Genomic DNA, 16,665 nt, shown 5'->3' with positions numbered 1-16,665 from the left:
ATCAAGCGGGTTTAAGGAATTGCATGTAGTATGGCAACAAATTAAGGGTATGGTGTTAATGAAGCGATTTCTCTTTGCTTTCTTTTTCTATTCCATGGGTGTTCAAACTATTATGCTTGTTTCGGCAAGTTTTGGAGAGAAGGTACTGCACCTGACAACTTCAAGTTTGATTGTGGTAATTTTGATTATACAATTGGTTGCCATTGCAGGTGCCAACTTGATGTCTCGTTTGGCGCAAACCTATGGTAATGTGAAAGTGTTAATTGGTGTGGTAATAATTTGGATAGCAATGTGTATCAGTGCCTATTTTGTGTCAACAGCTGTGCAATTTTACATTTTGGCCTCAGTTGTAGGATTAATTATGGGCGGTATACAGTCTTTATCCCGTTCCACTTATGCTAAATATATTCCCGAAAATACGCCGGATTCGGCCTCCTTCTTTAGCTTTTACGATGTAGCTGAAAAAGTTGCAATTGTAGCTGGATTAGCTAGCTTTGCATATATTGAGGAGCTTACTGGGAGTATGCGGAATTCTGCTATTGCTTTAACTTCCTTTTTTATCATCGGCTTATTATTGCTTCTTTCACTGCGGAAAGCTGAAGTTAAATTATTTACAGAACCCATTCAGATTAGATAAGATCATTTAGATGAAGATAGAATTATTTGTGCCCTGTTTTATAGACCAGTTATACCCTGAAACAGCTTTTAATACGATAAAGGTATTAGAAAAAGCAGGATACCAGGTTAGTTACAATCCTAATCAGACTTGCTGCGGGCAGCCAGCTTATAATGCAGGTTATTGGGAAGAAGCGAAAGAAACCGGTAACAAGTTTCTTTCAGATTTCTCAGATCAGAATTATATCGTTGCACCTTCAGCTTCTTGCGTAGGTATGGTAAAGTCTGGTTTTAATGATTTATTTACGAATACAATCGTCCACAATAGATGCAGAACGATACAGGGGCATATTTATGAGTTATCTGATTTCTTGATAAACATAGCTAAGAAAGATTATTTTGGTGCGGAGTTAGACGGCAGAGCTGTATACCACGACTCTTGCAGTGGTTTGAGGGAGTGTAAAATTAAAGACGAACCACGCCAGCTGTTATCTAAAGTGCACGGACTGGAAATGGTAGAAATGAAAGATACTGATATGTGTTGCGGTTTCGGTGGCACTTTTGCTGTAAAATTCGATGCGATCTCTTCAGCTATGGCTGAACAAAAAGTAAACAATGCTTTAGCGCAGGAGGTTGACTATATTATCTCCACGGACTTATCCTGTTTAATGCACCTGCAGGGTTACATAGACAAAAATAACATTTCTTTAAAAACGATGCACCTTGCCGACGTACTGGCAAATGGCTGGTTGGAAAGCTAGGTATTTTATATACCTTTGTTATGCTAAAAATCACACTGTAGGTGGTTTAAATTAATAAAATTTTTAACTTCATAAATCATAGTTGTAGATGATTAATATTACACTCCCTGACGGGTCTATCCGTCAGTATGAAAAAGGCACAACAGCCCACCAAATTGCCTTATCTATCTCCGAAGGACTTGCTAGAAACGTATTAGCCGCTGATGTAAACGGTGAAGTATGGGATGCGACACGTCCTATTGAATCCGACGCCGCAGTTAAATTGTTAACATGGAATGATCCATCCGGTAAGACTACTTTCTGGCACTCTTCGGCACATATTATGGCAGAAGCATTAGAGTCTTTGTATCCAGGAACTAAGTTTGGTATTGGACCTGCTATTGAAACCGGCTTTTACTATGATGTAGACTTTGGTGACAGGGAATTTTCGTCAGATGATTTCAAGGCTATTGAAGCCAAAATGATGGAGATCGCAAAAAGGAAAGAAGTATTTATTAGAGAAAGTATCGCAAAAGATGCTGCGATTAACCACTTCGCTGAAAAAGGCGATGAATATAAACTAGACCTTTTGGAAGGATTAGAAGACGGAAAAATCACATTCTATACACAAGGTGAATTTACTGATCTTTGTCGAGGACCACATATTCCGCATACCGGCTTTATTAAGGCTGTAAAGCTGATGAATGTTGCCGGTGCTTACTGGCGTGGCGATGAAAATAGAAAACAGCTAACCAGAATCTATGGGGTTACCTTTCCTAAAGCAAGTGAATTAACTGATTATCTTCATTTAATTGAGGAAGCAAAGAAACGTGATCACAGGAAACTAGGTAAAGAGTTGGAGCTGTTTGCTTTTTCTGAGAATGTTGGTGCAGGTTTACCTTTATGGTTACCTAAAGGTGCTGCTTTACGCGAACGTTTGGTTCAATTTCTAACCAAAGCCCAAAGTAAATCGGGTTATGAGCAAGTGGTTACGCCACATATTGGACATAAAAACTTGTATATCACTTCAGGTCATTACGAGAAATATGGTAAGGATGCTTTTCAACCGATAAAGACACCACAGGAAGGTGAAGAGTTTTTCTTAAAACCCATGAACTGTCCGCACCATTGCGAGATTTATAAAGTTAAACCCCGTTCCTATAAAGATCTACCTTTACGTTTTGCTGAATTCGGTACTGTTTATCGTTACGAGCAAAGTGGTGAGTTGCATGGCTTAACCCGGGTACGTGGTTTTACCCAAGATGATGCCCATTTGTTCTGTCGTCCTGACCAGGTAAAAGAAGAGTTCAAAAAGGTAATTGACCTGGTTCTATACGTGTTCAAGTCATTAGGATTTAATGATTATACCGCCCAGGTTTCTCTTAGAGATCCTAAGAATAAAGCGAAGTATATCGGTACTGACGAAAACTGGGAACTTGCTGAATCTGCTATTATTGAAGCTGCAGACGAAAAAGGGTTACCAACCATTGTAGAATATGGTGAGGCTGCTTTTTACGGTCCTAAGTTAGACTTTATGGTTAAAGATGCTTTAGGAAGGAAGTGGCAGTTGGGAACGATTCAGGTAGATTACAATTTACCAGAACGATTTGAACTGGAATATACGGGTAGCGATAACCTTAAGCACCGCCCGGTAATGATACACCGTGCACCTTTTGGTTCATTGGAAAGGTTCGTTGCAGTACTGATTGAACACTGTGCAGGGAACTTCCCATTATGGCTTTCTCCAGAGCAATTTATCATTCTTCCTATTTCAGAAAAATATGAAGATTATGCGAAAAAAGTTTCAGATGAACTAAATAATTCCGATATTCGCGGTTTGATTGACTTCCGTGATGAAAAAATTGGAAGGAAAATCAGGGACTCAGAAGTGAAGAAAATCCCTTATATGCTGATAATTGGTGAAAAAGAGATGGCAGAAGGAAAGGTTTCTGTAAGGAAACATGGAGAGGGAGATTTAGGGGAAATGACACTGCGAGAATTCAGAGAGTTATTAATTAAAGAAATTACAATTTAAAGAGAAAATAAATTTGGCATTAGGCAGACCAGGATTTAACAGGGGACCACGTCCTCCTTTTAAGAAAAAAGAAGCAGAACATCACATTAATCAGTATATCAAGGCTCCAGAGGTGAGATTGGCAGGAGATAATGTTGAACCAGGGATCTATCCTTTGGCAAAAGCTTTGGCCCTTGCCGACGAGTTGGAATTGGATCTGGTAGAGATATCACCAAATGCGGTTCCGCCAGTTTGTAGGATTATTGATTATAGTAAGTTTGTTTACGAGCAAAAGAAAAAGCAGAAAGAAATTAAAGCTAATGCTAAACAAACCGTAATTAAAGAGATACGTTTTGGACCTAACACTAACGATCACGATTTTCAATTTAAGCTAAAACATGCAATTAGCTTCCTTGAGAACGGTGAGAAAGTTAGAGCCTATGTTCACTTTAAAGGTAGAGCTATCGTATATAAGGAGCAGGGAGAAATTTTATTGCTTAAATTTGCTCAAGCTTTGGAAGACATAGGAAAGGTAGAGCTATTACCAAAATTGGAAGGTAAGCGTATGTTTTTAACACTTGCTCCTAAAGTGCAGAAAAAATAAATAAATTACATAAATAAACACAGGTTATGCCAAAAATGAAAACCAATTCCAGTGCTAAAAAGCGATTCACGCTTACTGGAACCGGTAAAATTGCAAGGAAAAACGCCTACAAAAGCCACATCTTGACAAAGATGTCTACAAAACGTAAGCGTAACTTAGGTCACACAAGTATGGTGTCGGCTGCAGATACAGGTAACGTTAAACGTATGCTTGCCATCGGTAAATAATTTAATTTTTAACCAGGTACTCGGTAGTAAGTTTGCTGAAATACGCAACACCGTTTATCAAAACACACAACACTATGCCACGTTCGGTAAACGCAGTAGCTGCAAGAAGAAGAAGGAAAAAAGTCCTAAATATGGCCAAAGGCTATTGGGGATCAAGAAGCAAGGTTTTTACCATTGCTAAAAATACGGTAGAAAAAGGTTTGCAATATGCATACCGTGACCGTAAAGTTAAGAAAAGAGAATTCCGTGGATTATGGATTCAACGTATCAACGCTGGAGCACGTCAACATGGTATTTCTTATTCTCAACTAATTGGTAAATTAGCTGCTAAAAATATCGGTTTAAACCGTAAAGTATTAGCTGATTTAGCAATGAATCATCCTGAAGCTTTTAAAGCTGTTATTGATACAGTTAAATAGATAACAATTTGTTATAAAAAAAGGGAGCTAATAGCTCCCTTTTTTTATGCCTTTTCATTAATTCCGGTTTAACTGAGACAATGATTTCTGCATTTGCGACATCATGTTTGTTAAGGTTTCAATAGTTGGTTCTGGTGTAGGATCGGGTAGGGTAGAACTAAAATATGCTTTGGCTTTCCAGATTTCCAGGATGTCTTCAGCTGCAATAAAATAAGGGTCGTACACTTTATTGTCGGATACCAATTTCAGTTCTTTATTCTCTTTAAAACGGTTACCGGCGCGTTTATACACCACGCCTTCATTCTTACTTACTATTATATAAGTTTCTCCTGTTTTTACGTCATTCCAGTTGTCCAGATATTCGCCTACGATGATACTTCCAGGTTGAATTGGTAACATTGAATCGCCAGTTATTTCAAATGCACGAAATGTTCCTTGTTTTAAACTTGGAAGTGGCAGGTGAAATTTAGGCAATTCTCTGATGTATTCTGGATCAGCAAAGCCATTCAAATATCCGGCACTAGCTTTCACAGGAACCAGTTCAATATTCTCATTGTCGTCTTTATCTACCGATATGCTTAGGATACGCAGATTGGATCCCTGGCTTTTTAACTTAGGTTTCCATTTATCGTTGATTTCTTCATTGATAAACTCATCAATACTAAAATCATAGAATGCTGCTATTTTTTTTAGCAATTCGTATTTGGGTTCTGCACGATCCTCTTCATAAGCACCAACCAGAGACCTTTTAATCCCAATAGCATCAGCGAATTGCTGTTGTGTAAGGCCTTTTTTCTTCCTAAGATATTTTAGGTTAGCTGAAATATTTGACATAAAAAATAAAGTTTAATATTCTTTTGTTTTTACTAAAGTTATTAGTAATATTGTGCCAATAAAGTTAGTAATATAAATTGGCTGTACAAAAATATATACTAACTAATTTAGTTAAAAACAATTTAAGATTAAGCTATGAAAAATTTTGTGTACATCTTGACCGATAGGAACCGAACCAGTTTGCATGTAGGCATGAGCGCTGATTTGTTAAAGACGCTGGCCTTTTACAAACAAATGCCCAATTTATTTTTCGATAGCGGCCAACAATTAAGCAGGTTGGTTTATTTTGAAGAGTTTAAAACAGAAGCACAGGCCCTAGGTCGTTTTAAGTTAGTTAGCAGGTTTACCCGCATGCAAAAAGAGCGATTGGTAAGAACCTGTAATCCTGATTGGGTAGATTTAACTATAGGCTTAGATTTCGAACATATCACTTTAAACAAGGCAATGGATATGCAGGTAACGTTACCGTTAAACATGATGTCATAATATATAAAATTGTCCCGGGTGTTTTAAGTCCGGGACATTTTATCTATTATCGCTTTATTTACCAACCTGGTGCAAAGGTCAAACCAAATACACCGGCTTTAACATCTTTCCGTTGGAGCGGGAAAGCATAATATGGTTCCAGTACAAAATATCCAAACATGTTTACGCGAAGCGAAATTCCAGCACTTAAGGCAGGAACCCTTTCCGCTGGTGTTCCATTGGGTAATAATACCCCGTTTGGCTGGCTTTTAAAGACCACCTTTGAGTCCTCTGTCCACGCTACGCCTGCATCGAAAAACAAGTTTAAATCTGAAAACAGAAAACCAGAAGGAATTTGTGCCAGTTTTTTCGGTCCTGTAAATGGTAACCTCACCTCAAAGTTAAACACTGCAATTTTACTTCCTGATAACTGATTAATGTCGAAGAATCCACCCGCGCTTTGGTTATTGTATAATGAGTTGGCCTCGTAACCTCTAATCAGATAAGGATATCCAATAAATAAAGGGTAGAGGTTCTCACCTTCCTTACCTAAACGCATATAGGTATAACCCCTGGCCGCGAGCGTAAAAGGTTTTAAACGCACATATTTTCTTGCATCCAGATTAATTGCTGAAAATTTATAGTCACCAAAGTATTGTTCGGCCCCTACACGGTATCGAAATCCGTCAAGTGGGCTGGTCATTCCGAATATTGAATTATCGCCTACAAAGGCTGCATTAGTGTTGAATATGTTAAAAGAAGAAAAGGATACACCCAGTTCTTCTGATGCTTGTTCTGTAGGTATTTTCCGTTTGTCGGATCCTAAATAGAAGCCTGGATACCCGTCAATATTCTGATAATAGTTACTATACCTGTCTATTCGGTAACTGTACCTTGAAAAAGCGCCCCCTGCTTCAACACGGTGTACCTTGTTGAATGGGTAACTCACAAACATCTGGGCCTGATCTTCGAAAGTCCTAATGATATTAGTGCGGTCGGAAATGACATCAACAGCTCCACCTTCTACAGGGATGGTTTCTGCTGCAAGGTCACGAAAACCTGTGATGTAAGGGATATGTGATATGGCGGCCCCCCAGTTAATTCGTCTTTCCTGGTTAATATAACCTACCATTCCACCGAAATCATAGACTTCCCCATTTACAGCTAAATTTGCAATGATCTGGTTTCTGCCAAGGATATCGCTAAACATCCCAACAATACCACCCATTACACCGGTACCGAAACGACTTGTGGAAACACCCACGCCACTGTTGGCGAGGTAATCCAATTTAAACTGCGGACGGTAACGAACCAAACGCAAGGAGTCATTTGGAACCCGATCGAAGCGTTTGAAGTTAGCCAGATTGGAGTTGACGATATTAATCCCGAAATTTTCTACCGGTGGAAGGATCGCTGCAGAAAAGTTTACAGCTTTTGGGTCTACGGCATTGGCCTGGAACCGGCTTCTCTCGGCATGGTAAAGTGTATAGCGTTGTGACCGATAGTAACTGTATATGATTTCATCATTCCTGGAAACAGAAATGGCAGGAGAATACTCAGTGATCCCGCTGATGCCCGTAAAATAATCAGTCAACTGATTTACAGTACCTGTTGCCAGGTTATATTCATATAAATTCCTGAAACCATCTCGGTTAGACAAGAAGTAAATCTTCTGGCTATCGCCAGAGAACTGTGCATTTAAGTTGTTTGCACCTGGAAATACAGGGATGTTGCTTAAGGTTTTGGTTTGTCTGTCGTAAATAGTCAGGTTAATCGGGTTGGTAGCTTGTGTACTATTTGATTCAATAGCAACCCTGTCGGAAGAAAAGATAATTTTTTTACCATCAAAAGAATAGCTTGGTGCATAGTCTGAATACGGATCATCGGTAATGGCAGTAACTTGTTTGGTGTCGAGGTTATAACTGAAGATATCGCTTTGTCCTTCTACCATACCAGAGAAGGCTATTTCCTTTCCATCGGGCGACCAGGTCAGGTTACCAAACTGCTCAACCTGCTGCATATCTGTATGCAGTAGGGTCTTTCCCTTTTCGACGTCGATGATAATCATCCTGTTTTTGCCTCTGCTGAATACTGTAAAGGCAAACCGTTTGCTGTCGGGAGACCAGGTACCAGCCGACTCCAGGAAGCTGAAATCGTCAATATGGGTATTGTTAACCTGGCTGCTAAGCTTCCTGATGATCTTCCCAGTCCTGGCATCTGCAAGAAAAAGGTCGATGCCAAACAGGTCTTTTTCCGACATAAAAGCCAGGTATTTCCCATCCGGGCTAATAGCAGGGGCAACATTCATATTTCCTGCATTTTTATTGTCGATAATCTTGGTACCCGTTAATCTTACTTGTGCACTGTCCGCTTTTAACATTGGACGGTAATGAGCTTCAATGGCATTTTTCCATAGCCCGGATAACGTTTTATCATCGTAACCCAAGGTGAATTTTAAGCCATTCTCATAACCATACCTGGCCGTGTTTTTTAACAATGGCACAATGGTGGTGTCGCCATATGTTGAGCCAATAAAGGCCCAGAACGCCTGGCCATAACGATAAGGGAAATACCGGTTAGAATTAGTTAAATCTTTTAACGAAGGGATATCCCTGTTTAAGAGTGCATCGCGCATCCACATGGAGGTGAAAGCGTCCTTTTTCCCCACGGAGAGGTATTCGGCCATCCCTTCAATCATCCATAAAGGCACACGGCTCACACTCTCCAGGTTCATGCTATCTTGCACCAATAGGGTGTGGTACTGGAAAGCGTGGACAAGTTCGTGACCTAAAACATGTCGGGTTTGACTGCGAAGTTCCATCACCGGCATGATAACCCTGTTTTTTAAAGCTTCAGTTACCCCTCCGGTACCTACACCAATCTCGCCCTGTAAGGCAGTAGTCTGTTGAAAATCAGGATGGCTGCTGTATAAGATGATCGGATTTCTTTTAAGAAATGTATCCCGAAATACTTCCTGGTGCATCTTATACCAGGTTTCGGCATCTTTTGCAAAACGATTAACCAGGCTGTCATTTTGGATGTAATAATAAAGGTCAAAATGTGGTGTTTGCATCACCTTGAACTTTTCATTTTTATACCTTACCCTATTCTGGCCAAAGTATTGAGCATGGACGGCTAACGAGGTTGACGTTAGTAATAATAATAATGTAATTAACCGTTGAAAAATTTTCATCGTTTAAAAGTTAGGAATAGTAAAGCTTTATTTTCTGATCTGATTACCCATTATTTGAAGGATCTAATTTAGCCTTTTCTTTTTCTTCTTTTCTTAATTTTCTTTTCAATTCACGCGCTTCTTTTTTCGTCATTGGTTCGCTATTTTCCGGCTGCGCAGGTGCTGGATTAGCAGCTTTCTTTTTTTGCTGGTTAATCAGTTCCATCTGCTCTGGTGTTAGTGGATCTAATTCTTCAATTACAGGCATCTGCAGGTCTACCGAGTCCACTTCAACACTATCCTGTGTGGTTGTGTCTGGAACGTAACGTGGTGTTGGGCAATTGTATTGAATGGTGATTTTAACTGTAGGTTTCGGAAAGGGGCCATAAGTGTAACCTGTTGATTCGTCATGATACACTTTTTCCATAAACTTCCCGAAAATAGGTAATGCCGTTCTTGAGGCTTCGCCGGTTTGACTATTTTTAAAGTGTGCAGTACGTTCATCACAGCCTACCCAAACGCCGGTAACAAGATCTTTTGTAATCCCCATATACCAGGCGTCCACATAATCTGAGGAGGTACCGGTTTTACCGCCGATTTGATTATTATTTTTCCAGAGGTCCCATTCCCATAGGGCCTGCGAAGTACCACCTGGTTCTTCCATGCTTCCTCTAAACATATAAAGCATTAACCAGCTGATTTCTTCTGACAGTACCCTTTTGGTTTTTGGCTTAAATTCTTTAATTAAATTACCATCAAGGTCTGTTATTCTTTCCACAAGTATAGGGTCAGTTTTGATACCGTTATTTAGAAAAGTACCATAGGCTTTAACCATTTCGTAAACAGAAACATCATTTGGTCCCAAACTCACGGATGGAACAGATTGCAATTTGCTGTCAATTCCTACTTCATGGGCCCATTTTACTACATTATCAGCGCCAACTTTTTCTGTGATCTGAGCAGTTATCGTATTTACAGATCTTGCCATTGCCAGGCGCAGCGACATATTGCTGTACGTATTGGAGTAGCTCGCATTTTTAGGTTCCCAATACTCTGTTTTTCCTTTTTCCTGATAAGCGATGCTAACCGGTTTGTCCACAAATGTATCACAAGGGGAAAGGCCGCTTTCTAAAGCTGCCAGGTAGGCAAAGGGTTTAAAGGTAGATCCCGCTTGTCTTTTGCTCTGGTTAACATGGTCATACTTAAAAAAGTTATGATCAATTCCACCAACCCAAACTTTAATCTTACCCTCAAAAGGATCCAGTGACATCATGCCCGCATTCAGGATCTTACCATAATAACGAATGGAATCCATAGTCGAAAATAAAGTATCCCTGGTACCATTCCAGCTAAAGACTCTCATTTTCTTTTTGCGGTCAAAATATGCATCTATAGAATCCTGATTGTTATTGTATTTCTTCTTCAGCATGGCATATATGGGAAGTTTTTGCTTGGCACGGTTCGGATAGTCCACTTTTCTGTTTTCAGAATCATACCAGGGATCATTCTTTCCCCATGCATTATAAAAACGTTTTTGAAGCGTTTTCATCTGTTCATTCACAGCTTCCTCTGCATATTTCTGTAATTTGGAATCAATGGTCGTATAAATTTTTAAACCATCTTCATAAAGGTCGTAACCATTATCATCACACCATTTTTCCAGGTATTTAGCAACAGCCGTACGAAGGTAGGAATCACCATCTCCATTGTCGTCAACATGGCCTTCCTTAAGTTTAAGTGGCGTATTCTTATACCTGTTATATTCCTGAGTGTTTATGAACCCATATTTGTTCATTTGGGATAAAACTACGTTTCTGCGTTCCACTGAACGTTCCGGATTTCTGGTCGGGTTATAAAGGGTGGTTGCTTTTAACATTCCAATCAGCAGGGCAGATTCCGGTACGTCGAGACTATCTGTTTCTTTATCAAAATATGTACGGGCAGCGGTTTTAATTCCGTAAGCATTATTACCAAAGGAAACGGTGTTGAGGTACATGGTTAGAATCTCCTCTTTAGAGTAATTTGCTTCGAGTTTCACCGCCGTCATCCATTCTTTAAGTTTCGACATGATGGTACTCACCACAGGTATGCTTTTAAAAGCGCCCTGCGATTTATTGTAGCGGGTACGATAGAGGTTTTTTGCAAGTTGTTGTGTAATGGTGCTTCCCCCGCGTTTATCACCACTGGCAGTTGATATTCCGCTGGAAACCAGTGATATAAAATCGATACCCATGTGTTTGTAAAACCGGGCATCTTCAGTGGCTACCAAGGCGTTAATTACACTGGGTGCAATTTGATCATATGCCACTGGAGTTCTGTTTTCGTTGAAATATCTACCAATCAATTTACCGTCGGCGGTATAAAGTTCTGAGCCTACACTTTGAGTAGGCGCTTTAATATCCTTATAGGAAGGGGAGTAACCAAATAACCCTAAAAAATTTAGTTGCAGGGCACAAAAAAACAGTAAAATAAAATAAATAACTATGACACTGTATCGTAAGTATTTATTATGTATCTCTTTAAACATGGATAAATATCATAAAAATGGTTAACATATTTGGTTAAATAGTGTTAAATCGATCACTGCCGATTTAACCAACAGTACACTGTAAAGTTGATAAACACCATTTAACTCCAGATGTTAAATGTAAATGTTTTTTTTGTATGCGGTATATCACATAAATACAATTGCAACAAAGAAAGTCAATTTTAATTAATTGTTTGAATGTAGGATTTTTTTTTGCGTTAAGATGAGTTTAACCCACCAGCAAGATGTCTTTTACTGCAACAACAAAGAAGGGCAAGTCCTTATTGAACTGCCCTTACTTAATACTGGATAATAATCTTAGTGGCCAGTGTCGCCTTCGGCAACCGGATGTAAGTTAAATTTTAGATCTAAATCATTTGCTCCCGAAAATTTGGATGCAAAATCAGCAGCATTCCAGTGTTCAGCAGTGATGTTTGCTTTCACACCTGGATTCAGGTGTCTCAATATATAACGGAAAGTAAAACCAGCCGAAGCTTTCTTCACCGTAAGATAGCCAGTAACACCAACATTCACCATTTCGTCCTTGGCATTACGATCTGCATAAATATAACTCATCACCCCTTCAGGTGCGCCTAACAGAAAAGCCTGGTGTAAATCCGATTTATCTACAAACTCCTGCTGAATTTCTCTTTTTGCAAAGTCATATGCTTTCAGACTTACTTTATAGGTTTTACCTGCAGTTAAATGCGCATGCGTACCCACCGGAGGTAAACCAGCCTGGTCAAAACTAATGGTTAATGGTACGGCGCCAGGGATGTCGTGGTAATGATGGTGGTCATTATGGAGTTCAGCTTCGACTTCCACAAAGCTAAGTTCTGCTGTTCCAACTTCTTCTGCCGGGATTTCTGCTACAGGGTCATCTTTTTTACATGCGGTAAATGACATGGCTATAAAGCCAACCAGAAGTGTAAATTTGAAGTGTTTTAACATTTTCATTGTGATTGTTTTATGTTATTAATTAAATTGATAAGCGAGTCTAATCGTCACATTTCTACCCATTTCATGGGCATAGTACCTGTAGCGATTCATGTAATCTTTATACGATGTATTAAAAAGGTTATCTGCTTGGAGGTGCACCTTCAGCATTTGCTTTCCCAGATTTAGGATGCTGCCCGCGGCTATGGAGAATAATCCGTAACCTTTTGGCGGTGCTGCGTAGTCACTACCCGGTTCATAGCGGGTTTGACGGGCTACCTGTTGGTGGCCTATTTGCAGGTAACTGTCTTTATTTTTATTCGGGTCAAAGTTCCAGGTGAGTTGCTGGGCCATACGTGCAGCAGGAATCAAAGGCAGATGGGTTTTATCGTCGAGGTTTTGAGCCTGCACCAAAGACGCTGTTAGGCGATATGACAGTTGAGGTAAAAATCGATAAGTGCCGGCGATATCAGTTCCGTAGAAGAAAGCATTTGCCTGCTCATAGTTGAAAACTGGGAAAGTTCCACTTATGGTTTGCCTGTATTGCAAACCTGGTTTTGAAAAGATGTAATTGTTGATGTACTGCGCATAAACAGCTAATTCAAAAGTAAATAAGTCATTTTTATGTTCGAAGGCGCTTGTCCATTTGTATCCCTGTTCACTTTTCAAATCAGGATTACCCACTTCGTATAAACCCGCGCCATGATGCAAGCCATTACTAAATAATTCGTTAGCTGTCGGAGCACGCCAGGCCAATCCGATGTTACTGATCAGTTGGCTTTGGTTTCCCAGGTTCCAGCGGAGCCCGGCAGAACCGGTAACATTGTGGAAGCTGTTTTCACCTCCATAGTACTGCTCATTAATCGTCTCGTTAGTGGCACCGGTAGTGCTATAGCTGTACCTGAAGCCTGCTGCGTTGAAATACTTGTAATCGTAACGTAAACCGGCTTCAAGTTCAACATCGCCCTTAATCCAGCGTTGCATCACAAAAGCACCTGTTGTAAAACTATCGAAGTTTGGAATGAATGTATTAGCCAGGGTGCCCGGAATATTATTGTTAACCTGAACCACCGTGTTAAATCCATAATTACGTTTATGGCCATTTTTAGTATAACTGGTTAATTGCCCATCCAGGGTATGGGTATGCAGCACCAGGTCAGTAATGGGGATGGATTCGCGGTCGCCACGACGGAAGTCATATTCCCGGCGATGGTTATTTTGAAAAGCATACACCAGATCAAGCTGTCGGTTCTCACTCCAGTCGTAATGTGCCTTTAACTTAAGTAATTGATGGTTCACCTGTTGTTTAGGCGCAGATATATTGTAGCTGAAACCAAATTCCTCTGTTGGTCTTCCTAAAAGAATACGTGCCTCAATATCCTCAGCCGTTCCTACGTGCGCACTGTATAACACACCCAGGTCGGTGCTAAATCTACTATAGTACACTTCATACTGCGAATTTTTACCACTGTAACCCAGTGCGGCAGAAAAGTTGTTTTCGCGCAGGCCGGTGTTGCCCAGGTAATAATCGGCAGTTTTTAAATTACCACTTTTACGAAGTGACTGTTGTATCCGCCAGCCTAAACCAGGCAAGCCTTTCAGGCCACCGTTAAGCATCAGCGACGTGGCGCCTGCCCGGCCGTTACTTGCACCAACCAGGTTAAGCGCACCACCAAAGCCAGCTGATTTAGGAAGGGCAGGTGGATCAACCATGATTACACCACCCATGGCTTCAGCGCCATAACGGATAGTTTCTGCTCCTTTAATCACATGGATTCGCTCGGCAATGAATGGGTCAATTTCCGGCGCATGCTCTGCACCCCATTGTTGTCCTTCCTGTCTTACCTCGTTGTTGAGCAATAAAATACGATTGCTATGTAAACCATGTATTACAGGTTTGGCTACAGCGGCACCACTTTTTAAGGTGCTCACGCCGGGTACGTCTACCAAAGCATCAGCCAGGTTGCCACCTTTAGTGGTGGATAATTGGCTGGCAGAAATCGTGGTCGAAATACTGTTTCGATTAACCGGACTATGTTGTCCGTGAATTTGTACCTCCCGCAATTGCAAGGTATCCTGGGCCAACGTGTAGCCTGGGCATATTGCCAGTGGGAAGCCGATAATGGTTAATAAACCTTTCAGCATAGAAATTAAATAAAATTATAAATAGAGGGGGGCCGTGAGGTGCACGGTGTTTGATTAGGCGTTTATTGCAGGGGGACCCTTATTTGTCCAGCTTACACCGGGCAATGAGATCAATTCCTGAACCGCATCAATAGGAAAGATGGAAGGGATGCTTCCGAAAAATAAGACTGATAAAGATCGTATTGGCAACAGGGGAACAGGTTGATTTTGCGAAAACTGGTGGCAAAAATGACAATCTGTATGTGACTTGGCTAACTGCTGGTCATCTTTTGAAAAGGAGATGCTTTCTGAGTCGTGACTGTGAAAAGCCTGCACCAAGGGCATAGCAGCAAATATGGCCAGCATCATGTAAATGATGAGGCGACAGCCAGCTAAAGAAAACCTGTTGCGTTGTTCCATTGCAACAAAGATGCATCTTATAACTGAAAATTAAAAATTATTCTTAAAGAAACGCTTTGGAAAGGTTTAGGAATTAATACTGCAATTATTGCAGGTACCATAAACAATGGTATTTAGCGTTTCCATTTTAAAACCTGCAGGTAATTTTAATGCAGGTAATTCGACAGGTAAACAGTAAATTTTCTGGCACATGGTGCAATTAAAATGTACATGATTGTCGTGGTGATGGTTTGCTGAGCAGTTTGGGGCACAGACAGCATAATTTGCAGTACCGTGACGATCGATTACCCGGTGCAGGATGCCTTTTTCCTCAAATAAATTCAGAATGCGGTAAAGGGTAACCCGGTCAATTTCTTTTCCCAGTTTTTTTTCCAGGTCAGGTTGTGATACCGCTGTAACCTCCATTGAAATTTCGTCTAACACACGAACCCTTTGTTTGGTATGCTTAATGTCGTTGTCAGTTAATACTTTCAGGCTGTCCATGTTATTGTTTAGAATGCAAAGATAATCTTAATCATTTAAATTTTTGATACAGAAACCTATTCATGCTATCGCACTGTAGTACTCCAAGGAGGAGCAGGGGGACCTAAACAATCCTGCACACCGCTTTTAGCAGTGTGCAGGTGTTTATTAATTATTTTTTAAAAACCAACAAAGGAATGTCCGATACAGTAGCATATTCTGCGGAAATACTGGAAGAGAAAATCCTTTCAAAGAAACTTCTGTTTTGATCGGTAAACATTACCACCATGGAAGGCTTTGATCGCTGAAAAGCCTCATTCATATTTTCAATTAATGTTTTTTCAAAATCAAACTTTTCGAAATGGGTTATTAACTGGTATTGACTTATTTTTTCTTTAATGGCATCCTGTTCATCAACATCTATAAGTTCGTCGCCAGGATTCGTGAAATGTAACAATTCCAGCTGTGCCCCTAAAGGTTGGGTAAAGTTCACCACTTTATCCAGTTCTGTATCCAGTTTTCTCAAATCAGATGCATAGGCCACCTTAGTGATCTGCTCGCCCTGGTAAGTGCTTGGTACTGCAATAACAGGGATCTCCGATTTATTAATCAAGTTTGAGGTGTTGGAACCAAACCAGAGGCTACTTTTATTTTCACCGTTTCTGCTAAGGCAGATGTAGTCGTAGCCGTTTTCTTCGGCGTATTGTATAATGTTTCGGTCTGTAGCAGCATTGTTTTTACAATGGGATCATCCATGCAGGACGTCGATCAGCGATCTCCGTGCCCCTGTCTGTCAATCTTTCTCGCTCCCTGTTCTTCCGAAATCAAATCCCTGCTTGAGCATCATAACAGGCCGAGTCTTTTCGGCTGCCAAGGTGGATAGGGGAAGGGGGAGCTCGATGAAGGGAGAGATTGGGGCATGCAGGCTGTCTGACTGCGATGGCTGCGTTGCAGTATGCGATGGATTGGGACCTGGAGATGGTCCAGAAGGCCCCCTGCCCGATCATCGCCCCGAAGTGGCTTGATCCAGCCGTTGAAGACGACTTTAGACGGAAGTCTCCGTCTTCAAAATGTTGGCATCTGAAGCATCCATAGATGGCAGAGGA

The 16,665-nt window shown here is 40.6% G+C and carries 15 protein-coding genes; 7 read left to right on the top strand and 8 right to left on the bottom strand.

Annotation, left to right across the window (positions count from 1 at the left end):
* From ACR2F3_RS14265 to rplT, 6 genes are all read left to right on the top strand, one after another.
* Positions 1–637 (top strand): MFS transporter (locus tag ACR2F3_RS14265; protein ID WP_432710651.1); only part of this gene is annotated, 637 nt, incomplete at its 5' end.
* A gap of 10 nt (positions 638–647) precedes the next feature.
* Entirely contained in the window at positions 648–1,376 is a 729-nt protein-coding gene (locus ACR2F3_RS14260; protein ID WP_432710650.1) for a (Fe-S)-binding protein, read from the top strand.
* An 88-nt stretch (positions 1,377–1,464) separates the two neighbouring features.
* Positions 1,465–3,390, top strand: a complete 1,926-nt coding sequence (thrS, locus tag ACR2F3_RS14255) for a threonine--tRNA ligase (protein WP_432710649.1) — start codon at positions 1,465–1,467, stop codon at positions 3,388–3,390.
* A gap of 13 nt (positions 3,391–3,403) precedes the next feature.
* Positions 3,404–3,973 (top strand): translation initiation factor IF-3, encoded by a 570-nt coding sequence (infC, locus tag ACR2F3_RS14250; protein WP_432710648.1) that lies wholly within the window; start codon positions 3,404–3,406, stop codon positions 3,971–3,973.
* Between the two features lie 26 nt (positions 3,974–3,999).
* On the top strand, positions 4,000–4,200 hold the full coding sequence (gene rpmI / locus ACR2F3_RS14245; RefSeq protein WP_432710647.1) for a 50S ribosomal protein L35: 201 nt from the start codon (positions 4,000–4,002) through the stop codon (positions 4,198–4,200).
* A 74-nt stretch (positions 4,201–4,274) separates the two neighbouring features.
* Complete coding sequence (gene rplT, locus ACR2F3_RS14240; protein WP_432710646.1) at positions 4,275–4,619, top strand: 50S ribosomal protein L20; 345 nt, start codon at positions 4,275–4,277, stop codon at positions 4,617–4,619.
* A gap of 57 nt (positions 4,620–4,676) precedes the next feature.
* On the opposite strand, the gene ACR2F3_RS14235 is transcribed toward rplT, so the two are convergent.
* Entirely contained in the window at positions 4,677–5,453 is a 777-nt protein-coding gene (locus ACR2F3_RS14235; RefSeq protein ID WP_432710645.1) for an XRE family transcriptional regulator, read from the bottom strand.
* A 135-nt stretch (positions 5,454–5,588) separates the two neighbouring features.
* Between ACR2F3_RS14235 and ACR2F3_RS14230 the strand changes: the two genes are divergently transcribed.
* Positions 5,589–5,939 carry a GIY-YIG nuclease family protein gene (locus ACR2F3_RS14230; RefSeq protein ID WP_432710644.1) on the top strand — a complete coding sequence of 117 codons (351 nt, stop codon included), beginning with the start codon at positions 5,589–5,591 and terminating at the stop codon, positions 5,937–5,939.
* Between the two features lie 58 nt (positions 5,940–5,997).
* On the opposite strand, the gene ACR2F3_RS14225 is transcribed toward ACR2F3_RS14230, so the two are convergent.
* From ACR2F3_RS14225 to ACR2F3_RS14195, 7 genes are all read right to left on the bottom strand, one after another.
* Positions 5,998–9,111: a peptidase MA family metallohydrolase gene (locus ACR2F3_RS14225; protein WP_432710643.1), complete on the bottom strand. Its 3,114-nt coding sequence runs from the start codon at positions 9,109–9,111 to the stop codon at positions 5,998–6,000.
* A 43-nt stretch (positions 9,112–9,154) separates the two neighbouring features.
* Complete coding sequence (locus ACR2F3_RS14220) at positions 9,155–11,617, bottom strand: transglycosylase domain-containing protein (RefSeq protein WP_432710642.1); 2,463 nt, start codon at positions 11,615–11,617, stop codon at positions 9,155–9,157.
* A gap of 318 nt (positions 11,618–11,935) precedes the next feature.
* On the bottom strand, positions 11,936–12,574 hold the full coding sequence (locus ACR2F3_RS14215; protein ID WP_432710641.1) for a hypothetical protein: 639 nt from the start codon (positions 12,572–12,574) through the stop codon (positions 11,936–11,938).
* Positions 12,575–12,592: 18 nt separating this feature from the next.
* Entirely contained in the window at positions 12,593–14,698 is a 2,106-nt protein-coding gene (locus ACR2F3_RS14210) for a TonB-dependent receptor (protein WP_432710640.1), read from the bottom strand.
* Between the two features lie 54 nt (positions 14,699–14,752).
* Positions 14,753–15,097: a hypothetical protein gene (locus ACR2F3_RS14205; protein ID WP_432710639.1), complete on the bottom strand. Its 345-nt coding sequence runs from the start codon at positions 15,095–15,097 to the stop codon at positions 14,753–14,755.
* Between the two features lie 66 nt (positions 15,098–15,163).
* Positions 15,164–15,580 carry a Fur family transcriptional regulator gene (locus ACR2F3_RS14200; RefSeq protein ID WP_432710638.1) on the bottom strand — a complete coding sequence of 139 codons (417 nt, stop codon included), beginning with the start codon at positions 15,578–15,580 and terminating at the stop codon, positions 15,164–15,166.
* A 151-nt stretch (positions 15,581–15,731) separates the two neighbouring features.
* Complete coding sequence (locus ACR2F3_RS14195) at positions 15,732–16,172, bottom strand: hypothetical protein (RefSeq protein ID WP_432710637.1); 441 nt, start codon at positions 16,170–16,172, stop codon at positions 15,732–15,734.
* Positions 16,173–16,665: the final 493 nt, after the last annotated feature.

Origin of the sequence: Pedobacter sp., from assembly GCF_045627485.1 — a bacterium.
In the GTDB taxonomy this organism is placed as follows: domain Bacteria; phylum Bacteroidota; class Bacteroidia; order Sphingobacteriales; family Sphingobacteriaceae; genus Pedobacter.
This window is presented reverse-complemented; position numbering and strand designations above follow the sequence as displayed.

What these genes read in the sequence shown, in the direction of transcription:
- ACR2F3_RS14260 (WP_432710650.1), top strand. Translation starts at nt 648, where the DNA reads ATGAAGATAGAATTATTTGTGCCCTGTTTTATAGACCAGTTATACCCT.
- ACR2F3_RS14215 (WP_432710641.1), bottom strand. Translation starts at nt 12,574, where the DNA reads ATGAAAATGTTAAAACACTTCAAATTTACACTTCTGGTTGGCTTTATA.
- ACR2F3_RS14200 (WP_432710638.1), bottom strand. Translation starts at nt 15,580, where the DNA reads ATGGACAGCCTGAAAGTATTAACTGACAACGACATTAAGCATACCAAA.
- ACR2F3_RS14225 (WP_432710643.1), bottom strand. Translation starts at nt 9,111, where the DNA reads ATGAAAATTTTTCAACGGTTAATTACATTATTATTATTACTAACGTCA.
- ACR2F3_RS14210 (WP_432710640.1), bottom strand. Translation starts at nt 14,698, where the DNA reads ATGCTGAAAGGTTTATTAACCATTATCGGCTTCCCACTGGCAATATGC.
- thrS (WP_432710649.1), top strand. Translation starts at nt 1,465, where the DNA reads ATGATTAATATTACACTCCCTGACGGGTCTATCCGTCAGTATGAAAAA.
- ACR2F3_RS14230 (WP_432710644.1), top strand. Translation starts at nt 5,589, where the DNA reads ATGAAAAATTTTGTGTACATCTTGACCGATAGGAACCGAACCAGTTTG.
- ACR2F3_RS14220 (WP_432710642.1), bottom strand. Translation starts at nt 11,617, where the DNA reads ATGTTTAAAGAGATACATAATAAATACTTACGATACAGTGTCATAGTT.
- ACR2F3_RS14235 (WP_432710645.1), bottom strand. Translation starts at nt 5,453, where the DNA reads ATGTCAAATATTTCAGCTAACCTAAAATATCTTAGGAAGAAAAAAGGC.
- rpmI (WP_432710647.1), top strand. Translation starts at nt 4,000, where the DNA reads ATGCCAAAAATGAAAACCAATTCCAGTGCTAAAAAGCGATTCACGCTT.
- rplT (WP_432710646.1), top strand. Translation starts at nt 4,275, where the DNA reads ATGCCACGTTCGGTAAACGCAGTAGCTGCAAGAAGAAGAAGGAAAAAA.
- ACR2F3_RS14205 (WP_432710639.1), bottom strand. Translation starts at nt 15,097, where the DNA reads ATGGAACAACGCAACAGGTTTTCTTTAGCTGGCTGTCGCCTCATCATT.